Here is a 23,413-nt window from a genome sequence, read left to right on the forward strand (position 1 = left end):
GTGGTTCGGTGAGCCTGCTGGTTCTCGCTTCAAAAAGCGCCTCGCGCCAGGACATGCTGCGCGCGGCGGGGGTCTTGTTCGAGCCCTGCCCTGCCGACGTTGATGAACGCGCGCTGGAAGCAAAGCTCGGCGATGCCAGTGCTGCCGAAGTGGCTGGCGCACTCGCCTTAAAGAAAGCTCGCAATGTTGCCGATCGCTTGCCCGGCCGGCTGGTTCTCGGCAGCGATTCGCTCGTCAGTGTGGCAGGCCGCCGCTTCGACAAGCCGGGGAGCCGGCAAGCCGCCGCCGAGCACCTGCGTTTCTTTTCGGGCCGGACCATGCATCTGCACAGTGCTGCTGCCCTGGTTCGGGGTGAGGAGACGCTGTGGCAACACACTGCGCTGGCGAAACTGCAAATCCGCGAATTGTCGGAAGATTTCATCGCACATTATCTCGACATGGAATGGCCGGCGATCACCCACTGCGCCGGGGCCTTCCGTATAGAGGGACAGGGTGTGCAACTGTTCGCCGGCATGGAAGGTGACATGTTCACCGTGCTTGGCATGCCGCTGGTGCCCGTGCTCGCCGCCTTGCGCGACTTGGGGACGTTGCCCTCATGAGCCGTCCTTTTGCCGAAGTGATTGGCAGCCCTGTTCGCCAGTCCCGTTCGCCGGCTACCCACAATTTCTGGCTGAACCGCGCCAGCATCGACGCCGGATATTCTGCAACGGAAGTCACGCGGGAGGAGCTACCGGATTACGTGGCCAGCCGCCGGGGCGATACGGATTGGCGGGGCTGCAACGTCACCATGCCTCTCAAGGAAGCGGTCCTGCCGCTGTGCGATCGACTGGATCCCGTGGCCGAGAGGATCGGTGCGGTGAACACGATCATCCGCGAAGCCGATGGCACCCTTGCAGGCTACAATACCGATGCCGCCGGATTTCTAGAACCGATTGCCGCCGACCTGCGCCAGCCGCATCTCTTCCGGATGGCGCGGATATTGGGAACGGGCGGCGCTGCACGGGCCATCGTCAATGCCTTGGCAGACCGGAACTTCACCCTGGTACTCGCGGGCCGCAATCCTGCGAAGGCGCAGGCCATTCTGGACGAACTGCCGCAAGGCGGTGAGCACCACGCGGTGTGCATGTCGCATTTTGCCACGAGCACCGACTTCGCTTTCGACAATCGCAGCCAGCTTCTCGATCTTGTTGTCAATGCCAGCCCGCTCGGCATGACCGGCCAGCCGCCGCTCGAATTCGATCTGAGCCATGCTCCGCCGGGGAGCATAATCTACGACATCGTCACCAGCCCTCCGCTCACGCCGCTCCTGAAACAAGGTGCCGCGGCCGGATTTCGAACTGTGGACGGCTTGGCCATGCTGATCGGGCAGGCGGCTGCGGCTTTTGCCCTGTTCTTCGGACAGGCGCCGGACCGTAGCGGGGATGCCGATCTGCGCCGGATGCTGACCGCATGAGCAAGCCCTGCATTCTCGGGCTCACCGGCTCCATCGGCATGGGCAAATCGACAGTCGCCGCGATGTTCGCTGGCGAAGGCGTGCCGGTCTTCGACGCCGATGCTGCCGTGCGCGCCATGCAGGGCCCGGGCGGCAAGCTGATCCCGCAGATCGAGGCCGCTTTCCCCGGCAGCACCGATGAGAGCGGCGTGCGCAGGGAGCATCTGGGCGAGCAGGTCTTCGGAGTTGGCGCCGCGCTTGCGCGTCTGGAGGGCATCATCCACCCCGCCGTCGCCGCCGAACGGCAGGCCTTCCTCCTTGAACATGCCGGCGCGCCCATGGTGCTGTTCGACATTCCGCTGCTGTTCGAGAAAGGCGGAGCAGACCGTGTGGACCGCATCATCGTGGTGTCCGCGCCGCCCGAGGTGCAGCGCGCCCGCGTGCTCGCCCGTGCTGGCATGACGCCGCAGAAATTCTCGCAGATCCTGGCACTGCAGATGCCCGATGCAGAGAAGCGGGAGCGGGCCGATCACATCATCGACACGGGCACCAGCCTTGCCGAGACAGAAGAATCCGTTCGCCGACTGATCGCGGAACTGGCCGGCTGCCAGGCCTGACCTTCCCGGTCATCGCCGCAGATGATCGCTGCCGCCCTCCCCTTGCCAAGAGGGCGCAGCTTGGCGATACAAGAGACCATGCGCGAGATCATATTCGATACGGAAACTACCGGCCTCGACCCGAAAAGCGGCGACCGGATGGTGGAAATCGGCTGCATCGAAATGGTGAACCGGGTCACGACCGGCGCGACCTATCACTGCTATTACAATCCCGAACGCGATATGCCTGCCGGGGCCGAGGCGGTTCACGGCCTTTCGGCGGTGTTCCTGTCGGACAAACCGTTCTTCCGCGACAAGGCGGCGGAACTGATCGAATTCATCGGCGATTCGCCGCTGGTGGCGCACAATGCCGCATTCGATTTCGGCTTCCTCAACGCGGAACTGGGCCTGTGCAGCCAGCCGGCGATCTGCCTCACGCGCATGATCGACACGGTGGCAATTGCGAAGAAACGGCATCCCGGAGCCAAGCTTTCGCTCGATGCGCTGTGTTCGCGTTACGGCATCGATCGCAGTCACCGCGTCAAGCACGGCGCGCTGCTCGACGCCGAATTGCTGGCACAGGTCTATGTGGAATTGACCGGCGGGCGGCAGATCGGGCTGGAACTCGCGGCTGCGAATACGGCCATGTCGCACCCGTCTGGGGTGGCAGGCAGTATCGCGCTGGCGCCGCTTTCCCGCGAAATCGCCCGTCCCCGCCGCGAACCGCGCCCGCATATGGCCAGTGCGGCGGAACTTGCGCGCCACAGGGAGTTTATAAGTAAGATGGACTCACCCCTTTGGGGTGCCTGAATAATCAGGCAAAATCGACGGGTCGCATCGCACCGAAGGAGCATAAATCATGGATATTCGCGTTTCGGGTCATCAGATGGAAACCGGCGCTGCACTGCAGGATCACGCCTCGGACCGGCTGAACGCGATGGTCGACAAATATTTCAACGGCGGGCTTTCCTCGCACACTACCTTCGGCAAGGGGCCACAAGGGGCCTTCACCTGCGATATCGTCACCCATGTGCGGCAGGGCCTTACCGTGAAGAGCCGCGGCGAGGCGCATGATGCACATCAGGCGTTCGAACAGGCCGCGGGCAAGATGGACAAGCAATTACGCCGTTACAAGCGGCGGTTGAAAGATCGCCATGAACAGGCGGACCACGCACTGCAGATGGAAGAAGCCGCCTACACGGTCTTCGCCCCCTTGCCCGATACGCATGATGACGATGCCGACAGCAGCGATGAGGGAAGCTATGACGCCGAGGGCGACGCCCCGCTGATCGTAGCCGAAACACGCGTCGACATACCCGAAACCAGCGTTGCCGACGCCGTGATGATGCTCGATTTGCGGGACACCAGCGCGCTGCTGTTCAAGAACGCGGGTAGCGGGCGGCACAATATGGTCTATCGGCGTGACGATGGTTCGATCGGCTGGGTCGAACCGCAGTGACAGCGACCCCTGAACAGGGGTAACGAACACCGCAGATGCAGCTCTGGCTGCAAACCTCTTCGGCGGATGCGATAGCCTTGCGGGCGCGCATCCGCATCACGCCCGATAGCGCCCGTAGCGAGACAATGACCGCAATATTCAGACTTGTGCCCGAAGCGGTGGAAACCGTGACTGCGACTGCAAAGGACGCCGTACTCGAATTGCTGGCGCAGCGGTTTTCACGCGCTTATGATCTCGACGAGGCAGAGATCCTGCGCGACCTGCTTGAGCGTGAAGCGCTCGGCAGCACGGGCTTTGGGCGGGGCGTCGCCATCCCCCATGCACGGTCTGGCGCAGTCAAGCGGCCAATCGCGGCGCTGTTGCGCCTGGAACAGCCGGTCGACTTCGCAGCAGCTGACGGATTGCCGGTCGATCTGGTGTTCGGTCTGCTCTCGCCGCACAATTCCGGTGTTTCGCATCTTCATGCCCTTGCCGCGATTTCGCGCATGGTTCGCAGCGATGCGACACACCGCGCCATGACAGAGGCGCCCAATGCAGAAGCTCTCTACGCCCTCATCGCCAATGCGACCGATCGCGATGCTGCCTGAACAGACCCGTGATGGCGCTTCGTCGCATTACCGTGCGCTGGAGCGGCTTTACAATGCAGCGCCGGTCAATTCGATGTTCCCGTCGGAACTACATATCGCGGGCGAGGGGCTGTCCCGCCTCGTCTTCACGGTATCGGAAGATGTGTACCACGCGGCAGGCGCCGCGCACGGCACCATCTATTTCAAGATGCTCGACGATGCCGCCTTCTATGCCGCCAACACGTTGGTGACGGACCGCTTTCTACTCACCACCAGCTTCAACCTGCATTTCACCAAGCCGGTGCGCGGCGGCAAGGTCGTGGCCGAGGGGCGCTGGATAAGCGGGCGCAAGCGAGTACTGGTGGCCGAGTCGCGGCTGACGGACGAAGAGGGTGACGAGATTGGCCGCGGCACGGGCACCTTCATGCGGTCGCGAATCGCCCTGTCGGGGCTTGCCGGATATTCGAGATAGGTGAAATTCCATGGATTCGCGGCTGCCTGCACATGTCGAAATCGCCGGTCTGATCCGTTCTGTTAATGCGGAGGGAGGGTTCGCGACGGTTCTAGCCAAGGGCGAACGAGATGCGGGTACGATCCTGATCTTAACCATGGATTCGGCGCGAAACGGCCAGTTGTGGGAACGCATGCCATTACCGGATGGCAGTCGTTCGTACCAAGTCGCTAAACATCAAATACCTGATAAAAAAGAGGAATTTGAGGAGTATCTGCGCCGCAGACAGCAGCAGGACAGTGATTGCTGGATAGTCGAACTGGATGTCCCGAACCCGGAACGCTTCATCGCAGGTGCGCCCGGTTAACTTGACTTGGTTTCGATTGAGACTATTTCGGCGCCACTTCCTACGGCGTAGGCGGCACGGGTGGCAATGGGGTCACCGGGTCAGCGCGCAGACGGGGAGTGGCCGGCAGGCCCGAAGAACCAGTTACAGATTTGCACCAAGCAAACGGTTCCCGCCTGCGTCAGTCCGCTCACCGCCGTAAGTAACGGAAAATATGAGCCATACCTCGCGTAAAAAGAATGCTCGCAAGAAAAATTTTACTGCAAGTTTCGCGGCCATAGCCGTCACTGCAACCCTTACGTTTTTCGCTGCCAATGGTTCCGGTGCTGTCGCACAAGATGCGCTGGAAACCCCGCGGCTTCAGCTTCCCGAGGCCGAACTGACAGGCGAACGCGTTCCCGTCGCCACTCCGGTCTTCGTGTCCGAAGAGATCGTCCAGCCAGTTTCTGAAACTACGGAACAGGACGATGAGCCGGAATCCACATCCGCAAACATCGATGCTGCTTCGCTGCATGAACTGGTGGGCGAAATGCCGCGCCAGAGCGAATTGTCGCCCGAGATGGAATGCCTCGCCGGCGCCGTTTATTTCGAAGCCCGGGGCGAACCGCTCGACGGCCAGCTTGCCGTGGCGCAGGTCATCATCAATCGTTCGGAAGACCGTGCATTTCCGTCCAGCTATTGCGGCGTCGTTTATCAGCGGTCGCAATTCTCTTTCGTTAAAGGCGGTAAGATGCCCAGCATCAAGCGCTCATCGGCCGCCTGGACCAAGGCGAAAGCCATCGCGAAGATCGCACATGAAGGCACCTGGGAAAGTCCGGCCGACGATTCGCTGTATTTCCACGCGAAATATGTGAAGCCGAGCTGGAGCCGCAGCAAGATCGCGCGCGCCACGATCGATACGCACATCTTCTATCGCTGAATGCGAAAACCTGGACCTTGAGAAAAGGGGCTGGTCCGCTGCGGACTGGCCCCTCTTTCATGAACGCCCAGGAATTCAGTCCGGTTCGGCCAGGGTGACCCACACCGGCGCGTGGTCGCTCGCCTTCTCTCGCCCGCGATGCGCCTTGTCGACACCGGCGGCCACCAGGCGATCCGCCAGTTCGGGCGACAGCAGCAGATGATCGATGCGAAAGCCATGATCGCGCTGCCATGCCCCGGCCTGGTAATCCCAGAAGGTCCAGATGCCGCCCCGCGGGTTCAGCGTGTCGATGGCGTCCGTCCATCCGTCCGCAAGCAAGCGGGAATAGGCGTCGCGCGACTCAGGCTGCATCAGGGCGTCGCTGGCCAGAGCGGCGGTTGACCAGATGTCCTTGTCCTGCGGGACGACGTTGTAATCGCCAACGACCGCGCAGGGCACTTCCAGCGCCCACAATTCCCGCATCCGCGCCTGCAGCCGTTCCATCCAGCGCAGCTTGTAGTCGAATTTGGGGCCGGGCTGCGGATTGCCGTTGGGCAGATAGATGCAGGCGATGCGCACCCCGTTCACATCGGCTTCCAGATAGCGGGAGTGGTCGTCATCGGGATCGCCCGGCAAGCCGCGCTGCGTCTCCTCCGGTTTCACCCCGTCAGCCAGTATCGCCACGCCGTTAAAGCTCTTCTGCCCGTGCCAGATGGCGTGGTAGCCGATCTTCTCGAACTCCTCCGCCGGAAAGTTTTCGTCCGGACTCTTGATCTCCTGCAGGCAGGCGACAGTCGGCCGCGTTTCCTCCAGCCACTCGAGCAGACGGGGAAGGCGTGCCTTGACGCCATTGATGTTGAAAGTGGCAATCTTCATGCCCGCGATTCCTATGGAACGGGGCAGGTTTTGACCAGAGCTATTGGCCCGATCCGATTGTCAGACCGGATAGCCGCCGATCAGATTCCGAAGCTGGAGCCGCAGCCGCAGCCCGCCGCTGCCATCGGATTTTCCACCCGGAAGGCGGCACCGCCAAGCGATTCGACATAATCCACCACCGCACCGGCGACCAGATCATGACTGACAGGATCGACCACCAGCCGCACGCCGTCCCGCTCGCTGACCGAATCGTCGGCTTCGGCACCGTCGGCCAAGGCAAATTTGTACTGGAATCCAGAACAGCCGCCGCCTTCCACCGACAGGCGCAAGATCGCCGGTTTCGCCTGCTTTTCGGCGATCAGGGCCACACGCTGCGCGGCGGCGGGGGACAGGGTCAAGGGGTCGGCCATGATGCCGATATAGGGAGCACTGCCGGGGTCCTCAAGCGGTCAGGCTGTCTGGATGTAGGTGCGCAGGTTCTGCGCCTCCGCCTCGATCGCATCCATGCGCGACTTGACCAGATCACCGATCGACACGAAGCCGCACATTTCGCCCTTGTCGCAAACCGGCAAATGGCGAATGCGCCGGCGGGTCATCAGCGCCATGGCCTCGTCGGTATCCGTCGACGGTTCGACCGTGATCGGCGGCGAGGTCATCACCTCGCCCACCTTGCGGTCGAGGCAGAGCGCCCCTTCATCCGCCAGGCGGTAGAGGACGTCGCGTTCGGAAAAGATACCGGCAACGGTGCCTCTTTCCATCACCGGCACCGCGCCGATCCGCTTGCCCGCGAGCAAGGCAACGACATCGCGCACCGTCGAACCGACATCGCAGCGAATGATGTCGGCCGGATCACGGCCCTTGAGCAATTTGGCGACTTCCATTTTCCCGGTCTCCTGCATCCTCGAGTGAAAGCAGAATGACATGTCCTGCCGGAAACGCCAAATTGAAGGGCGTTGCGTAAGCAGACCTCGCCGGAAAGCTTGCATCGGGCGGGGCAGGGGTCCATCAAAGCGCAGTGAACCGCAACAGCCCTCTGGAAGATTCCAAGAACGCCCGTTTCGCCTGGGCGCGTTTCAAGCGCCTGATGCGGTTCATGGTGGCGGTGACGCTGACCACCGTAATCGTGTCGCTCGGCATTCTGTATGCCTATAATGGGATGGTTTCGGTCCACTTCTACATCGCAACCGGGCTCGGCATCGGCTTGGCCATGCTGCTGATGTCAGCGCTGATGGGCCTCGTATTCCTGTCGAGCGGAACCGGTCATGACGAAACCGTCGACGATCGCATCAACGACAGCGACGGCTGGAAAGACCGGTAGAAATCAGCCGTCAGCTGCATCCGTCGCGGATTGTGGATGGAGGCGAAATTCCTCGACCGGCTGGCCGCCGATGAGATGCTGCTGAATGATCTGTTCCAAAGCCGCCTCGTCGCAATGGTGATACCAGACATTGTCAGGCCACACGACGGCGATGGGCCCCGCCTTGCAGATCTGCAGGCAATCGGCCTTCGTCCGCTGAACGCCGCCGATCGCCCCGCCTTCGCCTTCGCGAACCGGACCGACGAGGCCGAGTTGCTTCAGCCGCTTCTTGAGGAACTTCCAGGCCCGCTCGCCTTCTTCCCGGCTGCAGCACTTCTGCTTGGTCGGTAGCGCGCAGAGGAAGATGTGGCGGCGTATGTCGTTGCCGCCCAGCTTCGTCAGGCAGCGTTCCGCCTTGGCAATCTCCTTGCCCGAGAAGCGCGGATCGCTTGCGGGTGTGGAAACGGTGGCGCTCACTCCGGCTTCAACCAGCGGTCCACCCAGGCAAAGACCGTATTGTGCCATTGCAGCGAGTTCTTCGGCTTCAGCACCCAGTGATTCTCATCGGGGAAGACGAGCAATTCGCCTTCGATACCGCGCCGTTGCAGTGCGGTGAAGGCGGCCAGACCCTGCGTGTAGGGAATGCGGAAATCCTGTTCACCGGTGATGACCAGCATCGGCGTCTGCCAGTTCTGCACGTAATTGGCAGGGTTCCAGCGTTCGTAGATCTCAGGGTCTTCGTAATAGGCGCGCGGGCCGGCGTCGCCGCCATGCTCCCATTCGATGAACCACAGTTCCTCGGTTTCGTAATACATGGCCCGCTGGTCGAAAACGCCGTCATGCTGCACCAGGCAGTCGAACCGTTCGGGCCATTGGCCCTGGATCCAGTTCATCATGTATCCGCCGTAGGATGCCCCCATGGCGCAGGCGCGCGATCCGTCGATCTGAGGGTCGAGCGCAAGCGCCGCCGCCAGCCCGAGCTGGAGATCCTCGAGAGGCTTACCGCCCCAGTCCCGATTGATGCTGTCGGTGAAGGCCTGTCCGTACCCGGTCGAACCGTGGAAATCGATGGAGACCACCGCATAACCCTGGCTCGCCAGCACGCGCGGGTTCCAGCGAGTCGACCAGGCATCGTTGAACGACCCCTGCGGGCCGCCATGAACATAAAGGATGACGGGGAGGCTCGCCGTACCGCCCGAAACCCGTTCAGGCTTGTGGATCTGGCCCCAGACCGTGTCGCCATTCGCGCCGGGGAAATTGAACCGCCGCGTGCTGACCGAAGCCTGCTGGCCGACAATGCTGGTCGCGACATCGGTGACGGGTTCGGCTTGACCCCAGCGTTCGGACAGGAACAGTTCCGCCGGTGCGCCGACCGAATCGCGGGTGAACAGCAAGCGTTCGCCCAGAAGCGGCATGACGCTGCCGATATGCGCCTCGTTCCCGGCCATGAGATCGAGCGGTTCGACTGCCCCGCTTTGCGGATCGATGCGGAAGGCGGGCGTGTCGAGCGTGTCCTGCGCCGTGGCGATGATCCAGCGCGAATCGGGTGTCCAGGCGAGCGATCCGAAGCTGCGGTCGAATTCTCCGGTAAGCGCACGAGTCTGTCCGGTTTGCAGATCGCGCAACTGGATGACAAGGCGGTCGGCCTCGTAACCGGGACGCGCCATGGCGGCATAGGCCAGCCATTTGCCGTCGGGGCTGGGAGCGGGCAGCGTATCGGTGGCTTCGTTCTGCGCCGTCAGATTGACCGGTGCGCCGCCCGACAGGTCGGAATAATAAATGTCCACATTGGTACTGCGCGGCTCCATCGCATCGGCCTGGCGGGCGGCGAAGAACAGGCCAGACCCGTCTGCGGCAAAGGCGACCTCTTCCGTTCCGCCGAAGGGCTTCGTCGGCGTATCGCCAATCAGAACGGCAGCACCGGCTGCAGACTGCGCCGGACCGTCCGCAGCGATACCGTTGCCGGCTGTCCGTCCGTTCACCAGATCATAGGTGAAGACCCGCCCATATATGCCGGGAGTCTCCCACTGGTCCCAATGCCGGACAAAGCCGACATTGCTGTCGTAGAGGCGTCCGGTGCCGGGGCCGGGCAGATGGGTGGCGCCCGGTGCGTCACAGGCGAAGGTTGTACATTCGCGGGCAAAGTCGCCCAGCAGGGCGATGCGCGAAGCGTCGGGCGAGAGTATGAAACCCCCGACATCACCTGCAGCATCCGTTACGAGCGCCAGTTCCGACAGAACGCCGCTGGCGGAAAGCCTGCCGCGCCAGACCTGCTGGACTGCCGAAGTTTCACCGCTATTCCCTGCTGTCTGTAGCCGGTCGGCTGGTGCAAGAAAGTACAGCCAGCCGTCTGTTCCGAAAGCCGGAGAGGAGGCGCCCTCTGGCAGTGAAACGTGGATGGGATCGGCGGAAAGATCGACGAGCGATTTGAGCTTGTAGGAAGTACTGCGTTCGTAATTTTGCGGATCGGTAGTCGTCACCCCGTAGATCGCGCGCTGCCCATCGGGTGACGGCGCCACGCCGCCGAGACGGGGCAGAGTGACGAGATCCTGCGCAGTCATGACCGGCCGGTCCTGCTGCGGCGCAGGTGCTTTCTGCTGGGCGGAGGCGGGAGCGGCAACCACGCAGGCGGCCAGGACAATGGGAGCGAACCCGAGCGTTATCTTCATGTGTCAGGGGATAGAACGGCACGCCGCATCGGGAAAGGGTTTTCGCAGGCTGCCTTCAGGAACGCTTGCCCGCGATGCGGGCGATCTCGGCCTGGACCATTTTTTCCACCATCGGCGGCAGATTGTCGTCGAGCCACTGCGCCAGCATCGGCCGCAGCAATTCGCGGGTCAGCCCTTCCAGCGAGGTTTCGCCGCTGCGCACGATCTGCGGGGCTGCACCGGGCTGGGCAAGCATGGCAAGCGCGGCGAAATTGTCGCGCATCGACGCGCTGCCGCCGGCATTGATCAGAGGCTCGTCCAGGTCGTCGTTTTCGCCGTGATCGGCCCCGTCTGCCCGACCATCCACAGGCGGCCCGAACATTTCCGCATTGTCATCGGCCAGATCGGCCTCGCCCAGATCGAGGATTTCCTCGGCTTCCTCGGCATCGACGGGTTCCAGGTCCGATGCTTCGGCCGTTTGCGATTCGGCACGGGTCACACCGGCACGTTCGCGCCGGCTGCGAAGGTCGGCGGCGCCGGCGCGATTGTCGCGGGCGATGACTTTCTTGATCGATTCGAGAATTTCCTCGACCGAAGCGTCGCCATTGTGCTGCATCTGCCCAAATCCCTAATTTCAGCCCGTCGACCGCGCCTGTCAGTAGATAGCGTCGGCCGGTTCCGATTCGGCGGGAATTTCCGCGTCCGGTGCCGGTATGTCAACGGTCCGCGTCGATTGGGTGACCGGATCGGGCTGGCGATCCCAGTCCCACCAGCTGTCGCGGGCGCGTTCGTAATTCAGCAGCGGATCGTAAAGGATGCCGTCTTCGTCGAGGCTCAGATCACGCGCCTCGGCAAGGCCCATGGCGGCGAGCAGGCTGAACCCTGCGACATAGGCGTTCCGCCGCGCCGTCACCAGTTGCACCCGCGAGGAGAGCAGCTCACGTTCGGCATCCAGAATATCGAGGATTGTCCGGTTGCCGACGGTATTTTCCGCGCGCACGCCCTCAAGGCTGAGATCCGCGGCGCTCACGGCTACCTGTGCCGATTCGACGATGGCGAGCGCGGCCTGCCAGCTTGCGAAGGCCGACCGTACCTGCGCGATGACATCGCGTTCGACGAGTATCACCTGCTCGAGCGCCGCACCGGCAAGCGCCTGCGCCTGTCGCTCCCGTGCAGCGGGCAGCCCGCCCTGGTAGATGGGGATCGAGAACTGGACACCGGCCTGCGCGGAAGTAGCGACCTGTGGGATTGTCACGGGTGCACCGATACCCGGATCGCCCAAAGTGCCGAGATAGTTGGTGTAATCGCCGCCCGCGAATAGCGACACTCGCGGCAGCCGGCTCGCGCCGGCGACGTCGATGTCGTAACCTGCCGCCCTCGCCCGGATTTCGGCCGCAATGAGGTCGGGATTGTTATCCAGCGCAGTTTCAACCGCCTGTGCGATGCTGTCGGGCAGATTGGGCAGCGGCGGCGGCGGCTGGAGATTGGTGGGTGCCTCGCCTACCAACTGGATGTAAATTTCGCGCGCGGCGATCAGATTCGAGCGGCTGGATTGCAGGTCGCCCTGCGCCAAGGCAAGCCGAGCCTGCGACTGGGCCACATCGGTGCGGGTGAGGTCGCCGATTTCAAAGCGATCACTGGTGGCTTCAAAATTGACACCCAGAATATCCACCTGATTGGCGGCAAGGCCGACCAGCGCCTCGGCCCGGATCACGTCCATGTAAGCTGCAACGACCTGCGTGAAGAGCGCGCTTTCGGTTCCGCGCAGATCGGCCAGACCCGCCTCGACACGAGTTTCGGCGGCGAGGATGCTGTTCTTGATCGCTCCGCCCGTATAGATCGGCACGCCGAGATCGATGCCGACGCCAACGGATCGCGCCGGTGCGGTGAAGCTGGTGGCGTTCTGCTTCAGAAATTCGATATATTGTCCGGTCGCATCGGCACTGGGGCGGCCTGCGGCTTTTTCGATGGCGACGTTTTCATCTGTCACCCGCTGCTGCGCGCGTGCGCCTTCGAGCGTCGGATTGGTCAGATAGGCCTGCACCAGCGCCTCGCGCAGCGTATCGGCCGATGCGGGCGTGGCAACGGCGGCAGCCGCGCCGAGCAGGGCGACCCGCCAGAACTTCCTGAAAGGCGCGGTTTTGCAAGCGCGACGGGATCCACGATCGACCATCATGTGCGCACACCCCCCGATGCGATGCGATGCATTCCTAGAAGCTCCATTCCCTGGCTATGTCGAACTGCGGCAGATGCGGAATGCCCATTTCCGACAGCGGCAGCAGTGCCACATGGCCCGCGACTTTGCGGCCGATGGCGAGGCGGGTCACGCTGTTCTTGACGAGGCCGGTCAGGATGCGGCCATTGTCCTTGACCCTGGAAATCAGGCCGGAAGGCAGCTTCTCGACCGCGCCATCCACCAGCAGCAGATCGTATTCGCCTTCGGTGCCTTCGTCCGCAATACCGGCAGCCTCGTCGGCCGAAATGGTGTCGACCGTTCCGACCAGAGTGGCGATCAGGGCGGGCAGGTAATTACTGCCGCCGTCGACCACCAGCGTCCGGTCGCCGATCCGCGGCCTGGCTTCCTCCAGCATGGCGCCGTGAAACACGGCAGGAGCGAGGAAGCGCCCGCCGCCGAGCGGAACGGCACGGTCCATATAGGCAGAGCCGCGGGCGTGATCGGGAACGTAATCTTCACGTCGCACGGTACGCATGCGGTCGAGCACGAAGGGTGCGTTCACCCCGCTGGTGCGCAACTGGCTGTCGATCATGGCGCGCCGGGCGGCACCGAAGTCCATCTGGGTCATAGGATCAACCGTATTATAGCAACAATACACTTGGTCAACATCCATAGGCGTGAAGACCCCGGCTTCCAAGCGCTTTGACGCTAGCGGCACCTTCGGACTATGGGGCCTTTCCTTCGACCGGCAGGAGCGAGCATTCGATGAACGGCATGACCAGCAGCACCATCATTCGCGAGGGCGACCTGATCGACAGTGTCGCCGACGCGCTGCAGTTCATATCCTACTACCACCCCATGGATTACATCCGCGCCCTTGGCGACGCGTACAAGGCCGAACAGGGTCCTGCAGCCAAGGATGCGATCGCGCAGATCCTGACCAACAGCCGGATGTGCGCCGAAGGACACCGCCCGATCTGCCAGGACACCGGCATCGTCAATGTGTTCATCCGCTGGGGGCAGGATTGCCGCCTGGATTCGCGCCGCAGCCTGCAGGAAGTCGTCGATGAAGGCGTACGGCGCGCCTATAATTTCGCCGAGAACAAGCTGCGCGCCTCGATCCTGGCCGACCCTGCCTTCACTCGGCGCAACACGCGCGACAACACGCCCTGCGTGCTCAGCGTCGACATGGTGCCGGGCAATCGCGTGGACATCGACGTGGCGGCCAAGGGCGGCGGCAGCGAGAACAAGTCCAAGTTCAAGATGATGAACCCGTCGGACAATATCGTTGACTGGGTGATCGAACAGATCCCGTCCATGGGCGCGGGCTGGTGCCCGCCCGGCATGCTCGGCATTGGCATCGGCGGCACGGCGGAACATTGCATGAAGCTGGCCAAGAAGTCGCTGATGGAGCCGATCAACATGGCCCAGTTGAAGGCGCGCGGCCCGTCGAACGACATCGAGAAGCTGCGGATCGAGATCTTTGATGCGGTGAATGCCCAGGGCATCGGGGCGCAGGGGCTGGGCGGATTGTCCACAGTGCTGGATGTCAAGATCCTCGACTGGCCCTGCCATGCTGCGGGGAAGCCCGTCGCCATGATCCCGAACTGCGCCGCGACCCGCCATGCGCATTTCACGCTGGACGGATCGGGGCCGAGCTATCTGGAAAAGCCGGACCTCGACAATTGGCCCGATGTAAATTGGCAGCCCGATGCGGCGGCCAAGCGGGTCGATCTCGACAGTCTCACGCCCGAAGAAGTGCAGGGCTGGCAGAATGGCGACCGCCTGCTCCTGTCGGGCAGGATGCTGACCGGGCGCGATGCGGCGCATAAGCGGATCCGCGACATGGTGGCGGCGGGCGAGGATCTGCCGGTCGATTTCCGTGGGCGCGCCATCTATTACGTCGGGCCGGTCGATCCGGTCATGGGCGAAGTCGTCGGCCCCGCCGGTCCGACCACCGCGACCCGGATGGACCAGTTTACCGAAACCATGCTCGACCTCGGTCTGCTCGCCATGATCGGCAAGGCGGAGCGCGGTGCCAATGCGGTAGAGGTGATCAGCCGTTTCAAGGTGGCCTATCTGATGGCGACCGGCGGGGCGGCCTATCTGGTCAGCCGGGCGATCAAGGATGCAAAAGTCATCGCGTTCGAGGATCTGGGAATGGAGGCGATCTACGAATTCACGGTCGAGAACATGCCGGTGACCGTCGCCGTCGACAGTGCGGGCAACAATGTTCACACGCTCGCCCCGGCGTACTGGCGCGAACGCATCGCCAGGGAAGGTCTGCTGGCAGGCTGAACCTGTTCGACAAACAGGCTAGCCGCGTCGATGACGGGGGCTGGCGCAGCTTCGGACTGGATGTAGGGTGAGGGACCATGCACGCCCCTCGCCATATCTCCTTTACCGGGAACTCGTCAGCGGATGCTGGTGCGGTTGGAAAGCGCCCTTGCGCAGAACATGAGGCGCGTGTGCCGCTGGGCCATGTGCTCGCCAGTATCCTGGGCCTGTGGCTGTGCTATTTCGCGATCACCACGCTCCGCGGCGCGATCATCGGTCTGGACCTGCAGGGTGAACTGCTGGCAGCGCGGGCGCTGGTCTGCGGGACCGGCATGGTCGTTACCCTGGCGCTGTGGATCGTTCTGCGCGCCTTCGACGCGCGCTCGCTTCTGATCAAGATCGTTGCCGCATTGGTGATGGCGATTCCGGCTGCAGTCCTGATCGCCCAGGCGAACCAGATGGCCTTTGCCGAACTGGAAGGCCGCATGATTGAAAAGATGGGAGCCGAACAGGGTGTGCGCATCTACCGCGACCAGACGGGCAATCTCCTTGCCGAAATCCCCTATCTTCCCGAAAGAGGCGATCTGCGAAACGGCGATGTTCCGGCGCGTACCATCACCCTCGCTCCTGCCGATGGCGGGCTGGATAATTGGCGTCAGCTGACAGATGTGGCCTTGGGCCGCTACTTCCTGCTGCTGGCATGGGCCGCGCTGTATTTCGCGCTGCTGGCGGGCGCGCAGGCGCGCATGGCGGAACGGCGCGAGGGCGAGTTCCGCCGGGCCGCCAAGGCCGCCGAACTGCGATCTTTGCGCTACCAGGTCAATCCGCATTTCCTGTTCAACACGCTCAATTCCTTGTCGGCGCTGGTAATGACCGGCCGCGCAGACAGGGCGGAGGAGATGATTCAGGCAGTCTCGCGCTTCTACCGGCATTCGCTCGCCGATTCGCCGACGATGGATGTCGCACTGGCGGACGAATTCGACCTGCAGCAGCAATATCTCGATATCGAGGCGGTGCGTTTTCCCGAAAGGCTGCGCCCCGTATTCGAACTGCCCCGCGATCTCGAAGAAGCGCGGGTTCCGGGAATGATCCTGCAGCCGCTGGTGGAAAATTCGGTGAAATACGCTGTCGCGCCGCAGCGCCGGCCGGTGACGATCAGTGTCTCGGCGAGGCAGGAGAATGGCCGGCTGTTCATCGAGGTCCGCGATGACGGGGCGGGTGGGGACGAAAAGGGTATCTCCGGCTTCGGAATAGGTCTTGCCAATGTGCGCGACCGGTTGCAGGCCCGTTTCGGCGACGCGGCCTCGCTGACATCGGGGCCGCTGGAGAGAGGTGGCTATGCCACGAAAATATCCTTGCCGCTGACGCAAGGTGAGGAGAGCGGGCTGCATGGCCGCAACGACTGAGGGCCAGCGGCTGCGTATCCTGATCGTCGATGACGAGCCGCTGGCGGTCGAGAGATTACGGGTAATCTGCGGCAGGCTGGACGGGATCGAGATCGTCGGCGATGCCGCAGATGGCGAAGAGGCGCTGGAGCGAATCGGCGAACTCGCGCCCGATCTGGTCCTGCTCGACATGACGATGCCGCATCTGGACGGGCTGGAGGTTGCCCGGCGCCTTGCCGCCAATACCAGGGAGCGGGCGGATGCGCCTGCACCTGCCATCGTCTTTGTCACGGCTCATGACCATTTCGCGGTCGAGGCCTTCGATCTCGATGCTGTCGATTATGTGCTGAAGCCCGTCTCTGCCGAACGGCTGGAACGCGCCGTCGCCCGCACGATTGCGCGGACGCAAGCCCGGGGGTCGGAAGAGCCGCGCGACAGTGCGCAGAATGGAAGCGACGAGGGCTGGCTGCAGGAACTGTGGGTCCCTCACCGCAGTGAATTGCTGCGGATCGATATTGCCCAGGTGGCCCGCATCGACGCCGAACGCGACTATGTCCGCCTGCATGTGGGCGAAAGCAGCTATCTGCTGCTTAAGACGATCGCCGGGCTGGAGGAGCGGCTGGACCCGAAGGAATTCATTCGTATCCATCGCTCCACCATCCTGCGCCGCGACACGATCCGGGGGTTGCGCCACGACGGGCTGGGCGTGTGGAGCGTGGAACTGGAGAATGGCGAAGACCTTCGTATCGGGCGAACCTATCTGCCCGGCGTCAAGGCGATGGCAGGCCGCTGACCGCATTGGTTTTGCAATTTGGCGGTGATCGGCGCAGGATGGAAAAGCATGGAATTGCTGCTGCCCTTCATTCTCGGCGTCCTGAACTTCGCGCTGCACAAGGCGGTAATCGAAAGCGGCCACCCGGCGCTGAGTAAACTGTCCAGCGCAGCCCGTTCGCGCGGCGGCAAGATCATGCTGGCGGTGGAATTCGCCATCCTCGTCGGAATCATGCTGGCGGCCGCCGGCGGCTGGAACGGTGCGATCTGGGGATATGGCATCTACACGCTCATGAACGGTTTCGCCGCATGGTCGATCATGACGAAGCGCATGTGACCGCGATCGCCAATTGTCTGAAACCGGGCGGGAACTTTGCCGCCCCTAAAACCGCTGTGCAGCCATGAAGAGCAATCGCACCTGGCTGATCGTGAACGAGGCGAGCGGCAGTCACGATGATGCGCTGATCGCCAAGATACGCAACGAACTCGCGGTGATCGGCATGGCGCCGGAACGGGTTCTGGACTGCGCAAACGACGATCTGCCCGATGCTGCAATGGCCGATGCCGCAGGGGTGACCCATATCGTGATCCACGGCGGTGACGGGACCCTAAACGGCGCGATCACTCGGCTTGAGGCGGAGGAGGGGATGCCGGAATGGAAGGGCGCGATCCTGGCCTTGCCCGGCGGCACTGCCAACCTGCTGTGCCATCGCCTGTATTCGCAATGTGACCCGCTGGCGATTATACGCTCACTTGGCGCAGGCGAATTCGCCCCCATGCGGATGGCCTGCATCAGGGGCCGGAACCACACGGCACTGGCGGAAGTGGTTGCCGGGCCGGGAGCGCGCTGGGCGGACGTGCGCGAAGAGATGCGCGATCACAATCTGGGCGAGGTTCTTGCCAAATCGATCGATGCTGCGGAACGAAGTGCGTCAGGCCCCTGGGTGCGGGTCACAGACCCTGTCTTGGGGCGCGAGGAAGGCTATCCCGGTGTTCGGCTGGTGCTCGACGGCAATGCCATCGGCGTGGAAGGCTATGGCGCGGAAGGGATCGGCGAATATCTGCAGCAGGGCTTCGCCATCCTGAAACGCGAATTCCGGGACGGACCGCATGACGATCTTGAGCCGGTCGCTGGCCTGACGCTCGAATCGACACGCGGTGAACCGCTACCGCTGATGACCGATGGCGAACGGTCGACAGGCATGCCGACCGAACGTTTTTCCCTTGCCCGGCTCAGGGTCGATCTGCTTGGACCGCGCAATGGCTGAACCTACCCTGCTGTTTCACCTGAGCGACATTCATTTCGGTCTGGAAAGCAACGTCGCTCTTGACTGGGTGAGGGACGAAATCGCCCGGCACCGGCCCGATGCAGTGCTGATCACCGGCGACCTGACCATGCGGGCGCGGCACCGCGAATTTGCCGCCGCGCGCGAATGGATCACGACGCTGGATGTGCCGGTCACCGTCGAGGTGGGCAATCACGACATGCCCTATTTCAATGTGATCGAGCGCTTCTTCAATCCGTACAAGCGATTCGAGGGCATGGAAGCCGTGGTTGAACGTGCTCTCGATTTGCCCGGCATTGCGGTTGTCCCGCTGAAAACAGCTGTTCGCGCCCAGCCCCGCTTCAACTGGTCCAAGGGCTGGGTGACGAATAGCGCCTTGAAGAAGGCACTTGCGCAGATCGACGCCCTGCCGAAGGGCAAACAGGCACTGGTGACGGTGCACCACCCGCTGGTGGAGGTCGGGACTCAGGGCACTGCTCTTACCAAGCATGGCCAGAAGGCGCTGACCGAGCTTGCGAAGCGCGATGTGCTGGCCGTGCTATCGGGCCATGTGCACGACGCCTTCGACCTTGTGCACGAGACGGTCAACGGACCGGTGCGGATGGTCGGTGCGGGCACCTTGTCGAAGCGAGTCAGATCGACCCCGCAAAGCTTCAATGAATTGCGCATCGACTCAGCCGGATTGCGTGTCGAAGTTCGCAATATGGAAAATATCGAAAACGACGCCATGCGGATCCTCGATGTACCCGAAGATGCGACTCCGCCGCGCCGCCCGGGCGAACCGATCGCGCCTGCCGGACGGGTGCCGCGAACCGATCCGCCGGTTCACTGATCGGGTAGTGCATCGCCGAAATGAAAAAAGGGGCGGCCCGCGAAGGCCGCCCCTTTTTGTTTGTGTATCGAAAAGCCGATCAGCGCTTCGAGAACTGGAAGCTCTTGCGGGCCTTGGCGCGGCCATACTTCTTACGTTCGACCACGCGGCTGTCGCGGGTGAGGAAGCCAGCGGCCTTGACCGTGCTGCGCAGTGCGGGCTCGTAACGCGTCAGAGCCTGGCTGATGCCGTGCTTCACAGCGCCGGCCTGACCGGACAGACCGCCGCCCGAAACGGTGGCAACCACGTCATACTGGTCTTCGCGATCGGTAATGGCGAAGGGCTGGTTGATGACGAGGCGCAGCGTGGGACGTGCGAAATACACTTCCTGCTCGCGGCCGTTGATCGTGACCTTGCCCTTGCCGGGCTTCAGCCAGACGCGGGCGACCGCATCCTTGCGGCGACCGGTGGCATAGGCGCGGCCATACTGGTCCAGTTCCTGCTCTCGCAGCGGCATGGTGGGCGCACGCGGTTCGCTGGGCTCGCCGCCGACCGCATCGGCATCGGGCGTGTCGCCGGCGATGCTCTTGAGGTCGGACAGATCGGTTACAGTCGTGCCCTTGGTGCCGGGCGTGTCCGTGTCCGTCGTGGTCGGCGGCGTCACGGCAGGCTGTGCGGCATCGTTGGTCACGGCTGCGCTGTCGGTGCCCTTGGTTTCGGGCGTGTCCGTGGTGGTGTTTTCGTCGGCCATTATGCGGACACCTTGTTCTTGCGATTCATCGAGGCAACATCGAGGGTTTCGGGCTGCTGGCCATCATGCGGATGCTCGGTCCCGGCATAGAGATGCAGGGCCTTCAGCTGCGCACGGCCAAGCGGACCGCGCGGGATCATCCGCGTCACGGCCTTTTCCAGCACGCGTTCGGGAAAACGGCCTTCCAGCACCTTCTGCGGTGTGGTTTCCTTGATCCCGCCGACATAGCCGGTGTGCTTGTAATAGACCTTGTCGGTCGTCTTGTTGCCGGTAAAACGCACCTTGTCGGCATTGATGACGATGACATGGTCACCGCAATCGACATGCGGCGTGAAGCTCGGCTTGTGCTTGCCGCGCAGATGGTTGGCGATCACCACGGCCAGGCGGCCGACGACGAGGTTTTCCGCGTCGATGATGTGCCATTTCTTTTCGACCTCTGCCGGTTTGATCGACCGGGTGGTCTTGCTGAGAGCCTTCATGGGCCAATATTCCCTGATTTGCGAATTTACGCTTGCGACTCGGCCAGCGGCCTTTCGCGAAGTGGCCGCGATCTGTGCGCTTGGACCCGTAAAGTCAAGCAGAGCGGGCTTTTGCGAGGAGGTATAATGATACCTCTATGTTGCAGGCGCTGGTGGGAGGCTCTTGTGATCGGCTGCTTTGCGACTCTGCCTTCCGGCGATGTGCGCGCCCCAGGCGGCCGCTGCCACCAGCAGTGCGCCCACCATCTGGTGCGCCACGGCGAGCCATAGAGCCACACCTGACGTCACCGTGGCGATGCCCAGCAGGATCTGCGTTCCAAGCAGAGCATTTATCGCGATGGATGCCGATCGCCCGCTTGCCTCGCCGCCTGCTTTCGTGCGGCGCGCCAGCATGAAGAGGGCAATCGCAGCGACGAAGGCCCACCAGCGATGCGCAAAGTGCAGCAGGAAAGGATCGTGCGTCAGCGCGTGAAAGAAGCCGCGCGAAGTATCGTATTCGGGGACGATGCCCCCCTGCATCAGCGGCCAGCTGTCCGAAGCCAGCCCGGCATTCAGGCCCGCAACCCAGGCGCCCAGCAGCAACTGCAGGAAAAATATAAGGCTTACCGCAAGGGAAAAGCCGGTCAGCGAGGCGCGGGGCCGGCCCCTTGCCAGCAGGCGCAGATCCAGCGCCGTCCAGACCAGCCCGGCGAGGGTAAACAGCGCCGTCAGCAGATGGATCGAGAGCCAGAAATGGCTGACATCCGTCATCTGTGTCGAAAGGCCCGACCGCACCATGAACCAGCCGAAAACGCCCTGCAGCCCTCCGAGCGCCAGCAGGGCCACCAGGCGCGACCGATATCCTGCAGGAATGGCACCGCGAATCCAGAACCAAGCCAGCGGCAGAGCGAAGGCGAGGCCGATCAGCCGCCCAATGAAGCGGTGCGCCCATTCCCAGAAATAGATGAATTTATAGTCCGCCAGCGTCATGCCCGCGGGGCCGGTCACCTGCTGATATTCGCCGATCTGCCGATAGGCGGCGAATTCCGCCTGCCAGGCTGCTTCGCTCAATGGCGGCAGGGCTCCGGTGACGGGCTTCCACTCGGTAATGGAAAGGCCGGACTCGGTCAGGCGCGTGATGCCGCCGATCACGACCATGACAACGACCAGCGCAGCGACGGTAAGCAGCCAGTTCGCGATCGCGATGGGCCGCAGAACGGATGTGCCGGTCGTCTGACCGGACGGCACGTCGCGTTCGTCCATGACGTGGGTTGCAGCCATGCAGCCTAAATGCGGCCGGTCGCGCCCAAGCGCAAGACCCTTCGCCCACGTTGTTCAGCTCGCAACGAAAGTGCCAGCTTACATATTTCAGCACTTGCGCAATGTGATAATGTTACATACAAAGAGGGCATGAGTGATACCGGCAATACTGCCCAGCGTCCTGATCGGGCCAAGGGACACATGGACCGTGCCGGCATCTGGTTGTCCGGCCTCTGCGCAGTGCATTGCGTTGCCAGCATTTTCATCGTTTCGGCCTTGGGCCTGGGGGGGCAGTTTTTCTTTGCCCCCTGGATCCACCGCTTCGGCCTTGCGGTGGCGCTGGTCATCGCCGCCGTGGCAATCGGCTGGGGAGCGCTGCGCCATCGCCGGGCGGCACCTTTCGTCACGGCCATGACCGGTCTTTCCTTCATGGGCGGAGCACTGGCCGTGCCTCATGGCGTGGAGGAAGCGGTCCTGACGATTATCGGCGTGCTGCTCGTGTCATTGGGCCACATACTGAACTTGCGCGCGGCGCATTGAACGCTATTTCGCAGGGCATGAACGCCCCCGAACCAGCCTCGCCACAGACCTCCGCCGATCATGCCCAGCGCGTGATATCCGTCACCGTCAATGGCGACGTCCGCCGCACGGCCGCCGCGACTGTTGCGGAACTGGCACAGGAACTGGAGCTCGATCCGGCCAAGGTGGCCGTGGAGCATAATGGACAGATTGCACCGCGATCCACTCTAGGCACGGCTGCGCTCTCCGACGGCGATGTGCTGGAGATCGTGCACTTCGTGGGCGGCGGGGAGTCTTCCACCGAGGATGACGATAGCTGGACCGTCGCTGGCCGCACCTTCCGCTCCCGGCTGATCGTCGGCACGGGCAAATACCGCGATTTTCAGCAGAACGCCGCTGCCGTGGAGGCGAGCGGCGCAGAGATCGTGACCGTCGCTGTGCGCCGCGTGAACGTCTCCGATCCCAAGGCACCGATGCTGACCGATTTTATTGATCCGGCGAAGATCACCTATCTGCCGAACACGGCGGGATGCTTCAATGCAGAGGATGCAATCCGCACATTGCGCCTCGCGCGCGAAGCGGGCGGATGGGATCTGGTGAAGCTGGAGGTGCTGGGCGAGGCCCGCACGCTGTATCCCGACATGCGCGAGACGCTGAAAGCGACTGAAATCCTCGCCGGCGAAGGCTTCCTGCCCATGGTCTATTGCGCCGATGATCCGATTGCCGCGAAACAGCTGGAAGACGCTGGCGCGGTCGCGATCATGCCATTGGGCGCGCCCATCGGGTCGGGCCTCGGCATTCAGAACCGAGTGACGATCCGCCTGATAGTAGAAGGAGCCAGCGTTCCCGTGCTGGTGGATGCAGGGGTCGGAACCGCCAGCGATGCGGCGGTAGCGATGGAACTCGGCTGCGACGGCGTGTTGATGAACACGGCCATTGCCGAAGCGAAAGACCCGATCCGCATGGCCCGCGCGATGCGGTTGGCGGTAGAAAGCGGGCGTGAGGCATACCGGTCGGGAAGGATGGCCACGCGCCGTTATGCCGACCCGAGCAGTCCGCTCGCCGGACTGATCTAGAAAGCGTCTTCAACCTTTAGGCATCCAGCGCTGGATCGTGGTTACCGGCCCTTAACCTTATTCGGCGAAACTGA

Annotated in this window: 29 protein-coding genes; 18 read left to right on the forward strand and 11 right to left on the reverse strand. The window is 63.0% G+C overall.

The window, feature by feature from the left end:
• Positions 1-14: 14 nt before the first annotated feature.
• From G7A66_RS10650 to G7A66_RS10690, 9 genes are all read left to right on the forward strand, one after another.
• Positions 15-599, forward strand: a complete 585-nt coding sequence (locus G7A66_RS10650) for a Maf family protein (RefSeq protein WP_174296000.1) — start codon at positions 15-17, stop codon at positions 597-599.
• Entirely contained in the window at positions 596-1,453 is an 858-nt protein-coding gene (locus tag G7A66_RS10655; protein ID WP_174295649.1) for a shikimate dehydrogenase family protein, read from the forward strand. Before G7A66_RS10650 ends, G7A66_RS10655 begins: the two co-directional genes overlap by 4 nt.
• Positions 1,450-2,049 carry a dephospho-CoA kinase gene (coaE, locus tag G7A66_RS10660; RefSeq protein ID WP_174295650.1) on the forward strand — a complete coding sequence of 200 codons (600 nt, stop codon included), beginning with the start codon at positions 1,450-1,452 and terminating at the stop codon, positions 2,047-2,049. Before G7A66_RS10655 ends, coaE begins: the two co-directional genes overlap by 4 nt.
• A gap of 78 nt (positions 2,050-2,127) precedes the next feature.
• A complete protein-coding gene (gene dnaQ / locus G7A66_RS10665) occupies positions 2,128-2,838 on the forward strand; it encodes a DNA polymerase III subunit epsilon (protein WP_174295651.1) in 711 nt (236 codons plus the stop codon).
• A 49-nt stretch (positions 2,839-2,887) separates the two neighbouring features.
• The gene (gene hpf, locus G7A66_RS10670; protein WP_174295652.1) at positions 2,888-3,487 is read left to right on the forward strand and encodes a ribosome hibernation-promoting factor, HPF/YfiA family; all 600 of its coding nucleotides are present in this window, start codon (positions 2,888-2,890) and stop codon (positions 3,485-3,487) included.
• 125 nt (positions 3,488-3,612) lie between these two features.
• Positions 3,613-4,074 carry a PTS sugar transporter subunit IIA gene (locus G7A66_RS10675; protein ID WP_174295653.1) on the forward strand — a complete coding sequence of 154 codons (462 nt, stop codon included), beginning with the start codon at positions 3,613-3,615 and terminating at the stop codon, positions 4,072-4,074.
• The gene (locus tag G7A66_RS10680) at positions 4,064-4,525 is read left to right on the forward strand and encodes a PaaI family thioesterase (protein ID WP_174295654.1); all 462 of its coding nucleotides are present in this window, start codon (positions 4,064-4,066) and stop codon (positions 4,523-4,525) included. Before G7A66_RS10675 ends, G7A66_RS10680 begins: the two co-directional genes overlap by 11 nt.
• Before the next feature lie 10 nt (positions 4,526-4,535).
• Positions 4,536-4,871: a DUF1491 family protein gene (locus tag G7A66_RS10685; RefSeq protein WP_174295655.1), complete on the forward strand. Its 336-nt coding sequence runs from the start codon at positions 4,536-4,538 to the stop codon at positions 4,869-4,871.
• A 193-nt stretch (positions 4,872-5,064) separates the two neighbouring features.
• Positions 5,065-5,769, forward strand: a complete 705-nt coding sequence (locus tag G7A66_RS10690; protein ID WP_174295656.1) for a cell wall hydrolase — start codon at positions 5,065-5,067, stop codon at positions 5,767-5,769.
• 75 nt (positions 5,770-5,844) lie between these two features.
• Here G7A66_RS10690 and xth read toward each other — a convergent pair whose 3' ends face one another.
• From xth to G7A66_RS10705, 3 genes are all read right to left on the reverse strand, one after another.
• Positions 5,845-6,624: an exodeoxyribonuclease III gene (xth, locus tag G7A66_RS10695; RefSeq protein ID WP_174295657.1), complete on the reverse strand. Its 780-nt coding sequence runs from the start codon at positions 6,622-6,624 to the stop codon at positions 5,845-5,847.
• Positions 6,625-6,704: 80 nt separating this feature from the next.
• Complete coding sequence (gene erpA / locus G7A66_RS10700) at positions 6,705-7,034, reverse strand: iron-sulfur cluster insertion protein ErpA (RefSeq protein WP_174295658.1); 330 nt, start codon at positions 7,032-7,034, stop codon at positions 6,705-6,707.
• Positions 7,035-7,073: 39 nt separating this feature from the next.
• Positions 7,074-7,505, reverse strand: a complete 432-nt coding sequence (locus G7A66_RS10705; protein ID WP_174295659.1) for a CBS domain-containing protein — start codon at positions 7,503-7,505, stop codon at positions 7,074-7,076.
• Positions 7,506-7,639: 134 nt separating this feature from the next.
• On the opposite strand from G7A66_RS10705, the gene G7A66_RS10710 reads away from it, so the two are divergent.
• Positions 7,640-7,942, forward strand: a complete 303-nt coding sequence (locus G7A66_RS10710; protein ID WP_174295660.1) for a hypothetical protein — start codon at positions 7,640-7,642, stop codon at positions 7,940-7,942.
• A gap of 3 nt (positions 7,943-7,945) precedes the next feature.
• Here G7A66_RS10710 and G7A66_RS10715 read toward each other — a convergent pair whose 3' ends face one another.
• From G7A66_RS10715 to G7A66_RS10735, 5 genes are read right to left on the reverse strand one after another with little or no spacing between them, the layout of a single operon-like run.
• On the reverse strand, positions 7,946-8,398 hold the full coding sequence (locus G7A66_RS10715; RefSeq protein WP_332310538.1) for a (2Fe-2S) ferredoxin domain-containing protein: 453 nt from the start codon (positions 8,396-8,398) through the stop codon (positions 7,946-7,948).
• Positions 8,395-10,590, reverse strand: coding sequence for a dipeptidyl-peptidase 5 (locus G7A66_RS10720; protein ID WP_408609258.1), 2,196 nt, complete (start codon positions 10,588-10,590; stop codon positions 8,395-8,397). The genes G7A66_RS10715 and G7A66_RS10720 overlap by 4 nt, the downstream gene beginning before the upstream one ends.
• Before the next feature lie 55 nt (positions 10,591-10,645).
• Positions 10,646-11,185: a DUF2497 domain-containing protein gene (locus G7A66_RS10725; RefSeq protein WP_174295661.1), complete on the reverse strand. Its 540-nt coding sequence runs from the start codon at positions 11,183-11,185 to the stop codon at positions 10,646-10,648.
• A gap of 39 nt (positions 11,186-11,224) precedes the next feature.
• Positions 11,225-12,745: a TolC family outer membrane protein gene (locus G7A66_RS10730; RefSeq protein ID WP_408609259.1), complete on the reverse strand. Its 1,521-nt coding sequence runs from the start codon at positions 12,743-12,745 to the stop codon at positions 11,225-11,227.
• 34 nt (positions 12,746-12,779) lie between these two features.
• The gene (locus G7A66_RS10735; protein ID WP_232366809.1) at positions 12,780-13,373 is read right to left on the reverse strand and encodes a protein-L-isoaspartate O-methyltransferase family protein; all 594 of its coding nucleotides are present in this window, start codon (positions 13,371-13,373) and stop codon (positions 12,780-12,782) included.
• A 146-nt stretch (positions 13,374-13,519) separates the two neighbouring features.
• On the opposite strand from G7A66_RS10735, the gene G7A66_RS10740 reads away from it, so the two are divergent.
• The 6 genes from G7A66_RS10740 to G7A66_RS10765 all read left to right on the forward strand — a co-directional run bounded on the left by G7A66_RS10740 (position 13,520) and on the right by G7A66_RS10765 (position 19,296).
• Complete coding sequence (locus tag G7A66_RS10740; RefSeq protein ID WP_174296005.1) at positions 13,520-15,043, forward strand: fumarate hydratase; 1,524 nt, start codon at positions 13,520-13,522, stop codon at positions 15,041-15,043.
• Between the two features lie 77 nt (positions 15,044-15,120).
• Complete coding sequence (locus tag G7A66_RS10745; protein ID WP_174295662.1) at positions 15,121-16,428, forward strand: sensor histidine kinase; 1,308 nt, start codon at positions 15,121-15,123, stop codon at positions 16,426-16,428.
• Positions 16,412-17,200: a LytR/AlgR family response regulator transcription factor gene (locus G7A66_RS10750; RefSeq protein WP_174295663.1), complete on the forward strand. Its 789-nt coding sequence runs from the start codon at positions 16,412-16,414 to the stop codon at positions 17,198-17,200. Before G7A66_RS10745 ends, G7A66_RS10750 begins: the two co-directional genes overlap by 17 nt.
• A gap of 48 nt (positions 17,201-17,248) precedes the next feature.
• Positions 17,249-17,515 (forward strand): hypothetical protein, encoded by a 267-nt coding sequence (locus tag G7A66_RS10755; RefSeq protein WP_174295664.1) that lies wholly within the window; start codon positions 17,249-17,251, stop codon positions 17,513-17,515.
• A gap of 64 nt (positions 17,516-17,579) precedes the next feature.
• On the forward strand, positions 17,580-18,446 hold the full coding sequence (locus G7A66_RS10760; protein WP_174295665.1) for a diacylglycerol kinase family protein: 867 nt from the start codon (positions 17,580-17,582) through the stop codon (positions 18,444-18,446).
• Complete coding sequence (locus G7A66_RS10765) at positions 18,439-19,296, forward strand: metallophosphoesterase family protein (RefSeq protein ID WP_174295666.1); 858 nt, start codon at positions 18,439-18,441, stop codon at positions 19,294-19,296. Before G7A66_RS10760 ends, G7A66_RS10765 begins: the two co-directional genes overlap by 8 nt.
• A gap of 79 nt (positions 19,297-19,375) precedes the next feature.
• Here the strand turns inward: G7A66_RS10765 and rpsI are convergent, their stop codons facing one another.
• From rpsI to G7A66_RS10780, 3 genes are all read right to left on the reverse strand, one after another.
• The gene (gene rpsI, locus G7A66_RS14255) at positions 19,376-20,026 is read right to left on the reverse strand and encodes a 30S ribosomal protein S9 (protein ID WP_232366810.1); all 651 of its coding nucleotides are present in this window, start codon (positions 20,024-20,026) and stop codon (positions 19,376-19,378) included.
• Complete coding sequence (gene rplM, locus G7A66_RS10775) at positions 20,026-20,505, reverse strand: 50S ribosomal protein L13 (RefSeq protein WP_174295667.1); 480 nt, start codon at positions 20,503-20,505, stop codon at positions 20,026-20,028. The genes rpsI and rplM overlap by 1 nt, the downstream gene beginning before the upstream one ends.
• Positions 20,506-20,640: 135 nt before the next feature.
• Positions 20,641-21,765, reverse strand: coding sequence for a COX15/CtaA family protein (locus G7A66_RS10780; protein ID WP_232366811.1), 1,125 nt, complete (start codon positions 21,763-21,765; stop codon positions 20,641-20,643).
• 129 nt (positions 21,766-21,894) lie between these two features.
• On the opposite strand from G7A66_RS10780, the gene G7A66_RS10785 reads away from it, so the two are divergent.
• Together G7A66_RS10785 and thiS are read left to right on the forward strand one after the other, a co-directional pair.
• Complete coding sequence (locus G7A66_RS10785) at positions 21,895-22,284, forward strand: MerC domain-containing protein (protein WP_174295668.1); 390 nt, start codon at positions 21,895-21,897, stop codon at positions 22,282-22,284.
• A gap of 17 nt (positions 22,285-22,301) precedes the next feature.
• Positions 22,302-23,339 (forward strand): sulfur carrier protein ThiS, encoded by a 1,038-nt coding sequence (gene thiS / locus G7A66_RS10790; protein WP_174295669.1) that lies wholly within the window; start codon positions 22,302-22,304, stop codon positions 23,337-23,339.
• Positions 23,340-23,413 lie beyond the last annotated feature (74 nt).

It is taken from the genome of Alteripontixanthobacter muriae (genome assembly GCF_013336795.1).
GTDB classification, from domain to species: Bacteria; Pseudomonadota; Alphaproteobacteria; order Sphingomonadales; family Sphingomonadaceae; genus Pseudopontixanthobacter; species Pseudopontixanthobacter muriae.

What these genes read in the sequence shown, in the direction of transcription:
- G7A66_RS10655 (WP_174295649.1), top strand. Translation starts at nt 596, where the DNA reads ATGAGCCGTCCTTTTGCCGAAGTGATTGGCAGCCCTGTTCGCCAGTCC.
- coaE (WP_174295650.1), top strand. Translation starts at nt 1,450, where the DNA reads ATGAGCAAGCCCTGCATTCTCGGGCTCACCGGCTCCATCGGCATGGGC.
- dnaQ (WP_174295651.1), top strand. Translation starts at nt 2,128, where the DNA reads ATGCGCGAGATCATATTCGATACGGAAACTACCGGCCTCGACCCGAAA.
- hpf (WP_174295652.1), top strand. Translation starts at nt 2,888, where the DNA reads ATGGATATTCGCGTTTCGGGTCATCAGATGGAAACCGGCGCTGCACTG.
- G7A66_RS10675 (WP_174295653.1), top strand. Translation starts at nt 3,613, where the DNA reads ATGACCGCAATATTCAGACTTGTGCCCGAAGCGGTGGAAACCGTGACT.
- G7A66_RS10680 (WP_174295654.1), top strand. Translation starts at nt 4,064, where the DNA reads ATGCTGCCTGAACAGACCCGTGATGGCGCTTCGTCGCATTACCGTGCG.
- G7A66_RS10685 (WP_174295655.1), top strand. Translation starts at nt 4,536, where the DNA reads ATGGATTCGCGGCTGCCTGCACATGTCGAAATCGCCGGTCTGATCCGT.
- G7A66_RS10690 (WP_174295656.1), top strand. Translation starts at nt 5,065, where the DNA reads ATGAGCCATACCTCGCGTAAAAAGAATGCTCGCAAGAAAAATTTTACT.
- xth (WP_174295657.1), bottom strand. Translation starts at nt 6,624, where the DNA reads ATGAAGATTGCCACTTTCAACATCAATGGCGTCAAGGCACGCCTTCCC.
- erpA (WP_174295658.1), bottom strand. Translation starts at nt 7,034, where the DNA reads ATGGCCGACCCCTTGACCCTGTCCCCCGCCGCCGCGCAGCGTGTGGCC.
- G7A66_RS10705 (WP_174295659.1), bottom strand. Translation starts at nt 7,505, where the DNA reads ATGGAAGTCGCCAAATTGCTCAAGGGCCGTGATCCGGCCGACATCATT.
- G7A66_RS10720 (WP_408609258.1), bottom strand. Translation starts at nt 10,590, where the DNA reads ATGAAGATAACGCTCGGGTTCGCTCCCATTGTCCTGGCCGCCTGCGTG.
- G7A66_RS10725 (WP_174295661.1), bottom strand. Translation starts at nt 11,185, where the DNA reads ATGCAGCACAATGGCGACGCTTCGGTCGAGGAAATTCTCGAATCGATC.
- G7A66_RS10730 (WP_408609259.1), bottom strand. Translation starts at nt 12,745, where the DNA reads ATGATGGTCGATCGTGGATCCCGTCGCGCTTGCAAAACCGCGCCTTTC.
- G7A66_RS10735 (WP_232366809.1), bottom strand. Translation starts at nt 13,373, where the DNA reads ATGACCCAGATGGACTTCGGTGCCGCCCGGCGCGCCATGATCGACAGC.
- G7A66_RS10740 (WP_174296005.1), top strand. Translation starts at nt 13,520, where the DNA reads ATGACCAGCAGCACCATCATTCGCGAGGGCGACCTGATCGACAGTGTC.
- G7A66_RS10745 (WP_174295662.1), top strand. Translation starts at nt 15,121, where the DNA reads ATGCACGCCCCTCGCCATATCTCCTTTACCGGGAACTCGTCAGCGGAT.
- G7A66_RS10750 (WP_174295663.1), top strand. Translation starts at nt 16,412, where the DNA reads ATGGCCGCAACGACTGAGGGCCAGCGGCTGCGTATCCTGATCGTCGAT.
- G7A66_RS10755 (WP_174295664.1), top strand. Translation starts at nt 17,249, where the DNA reads ATGGAATTGCTGCTGCCCTTCATTCTCGGCGTCCTGAACTTCGCGCTG.
- G7A66_RS10760 (WP_174295665.1), top strand. Translation starts at nt 17,580, where the DNA reads ATGAAGAGCAATCGCACCTGGCTGATCGTGAACGAGGCGAGCGGCAGT.
- G7A66_RS10765 (WP_174295666.1), top strand. Translation starts at nt 18,439, where the DNA reads ATGGCTGAACCTACCCTGCTGTTTCACCTGAGCGACATTCATTTCGGT.
- rpsI (WP_232366810.1), bottom strand. Translation starts at nt 20,026, where the DNA reads ATGGCCGACGAAAACACCACCACGGACACGCCCGAAACCAAGGGCACC.
- rplM (WP_174295667.1), bottom strand. Translation starts at nt 20,505, where the DNA reads ATGAAGGCTCTCAGCAAGACCACCCGGTCGATCAAACCGGCAGAGGTC.
- G7A66_RS10780 (WP_232366811.1), bottom strand. Translation starts at nt 21,765, where the DNA reads ATGGCTGCAACCCACGTCATGGACGAACGCGACGTGCCGTCCGGTCAG.
- G7A66_RS10785 (WP_174295668.1), top strand. Translation starts at nt 21,895, where the DNA reads ATGAGTGATACCGGCAATACTGCCCAGCGTCCTGATCGGGCCAAGGGA.
- thiS (WP_174295669.1), top strand. Translation starts at nt 22,302, where the DNA reads ATGAACGCCCCCGAACCAGCCTCGCCACAGACCTCCGCCGATCATGCC.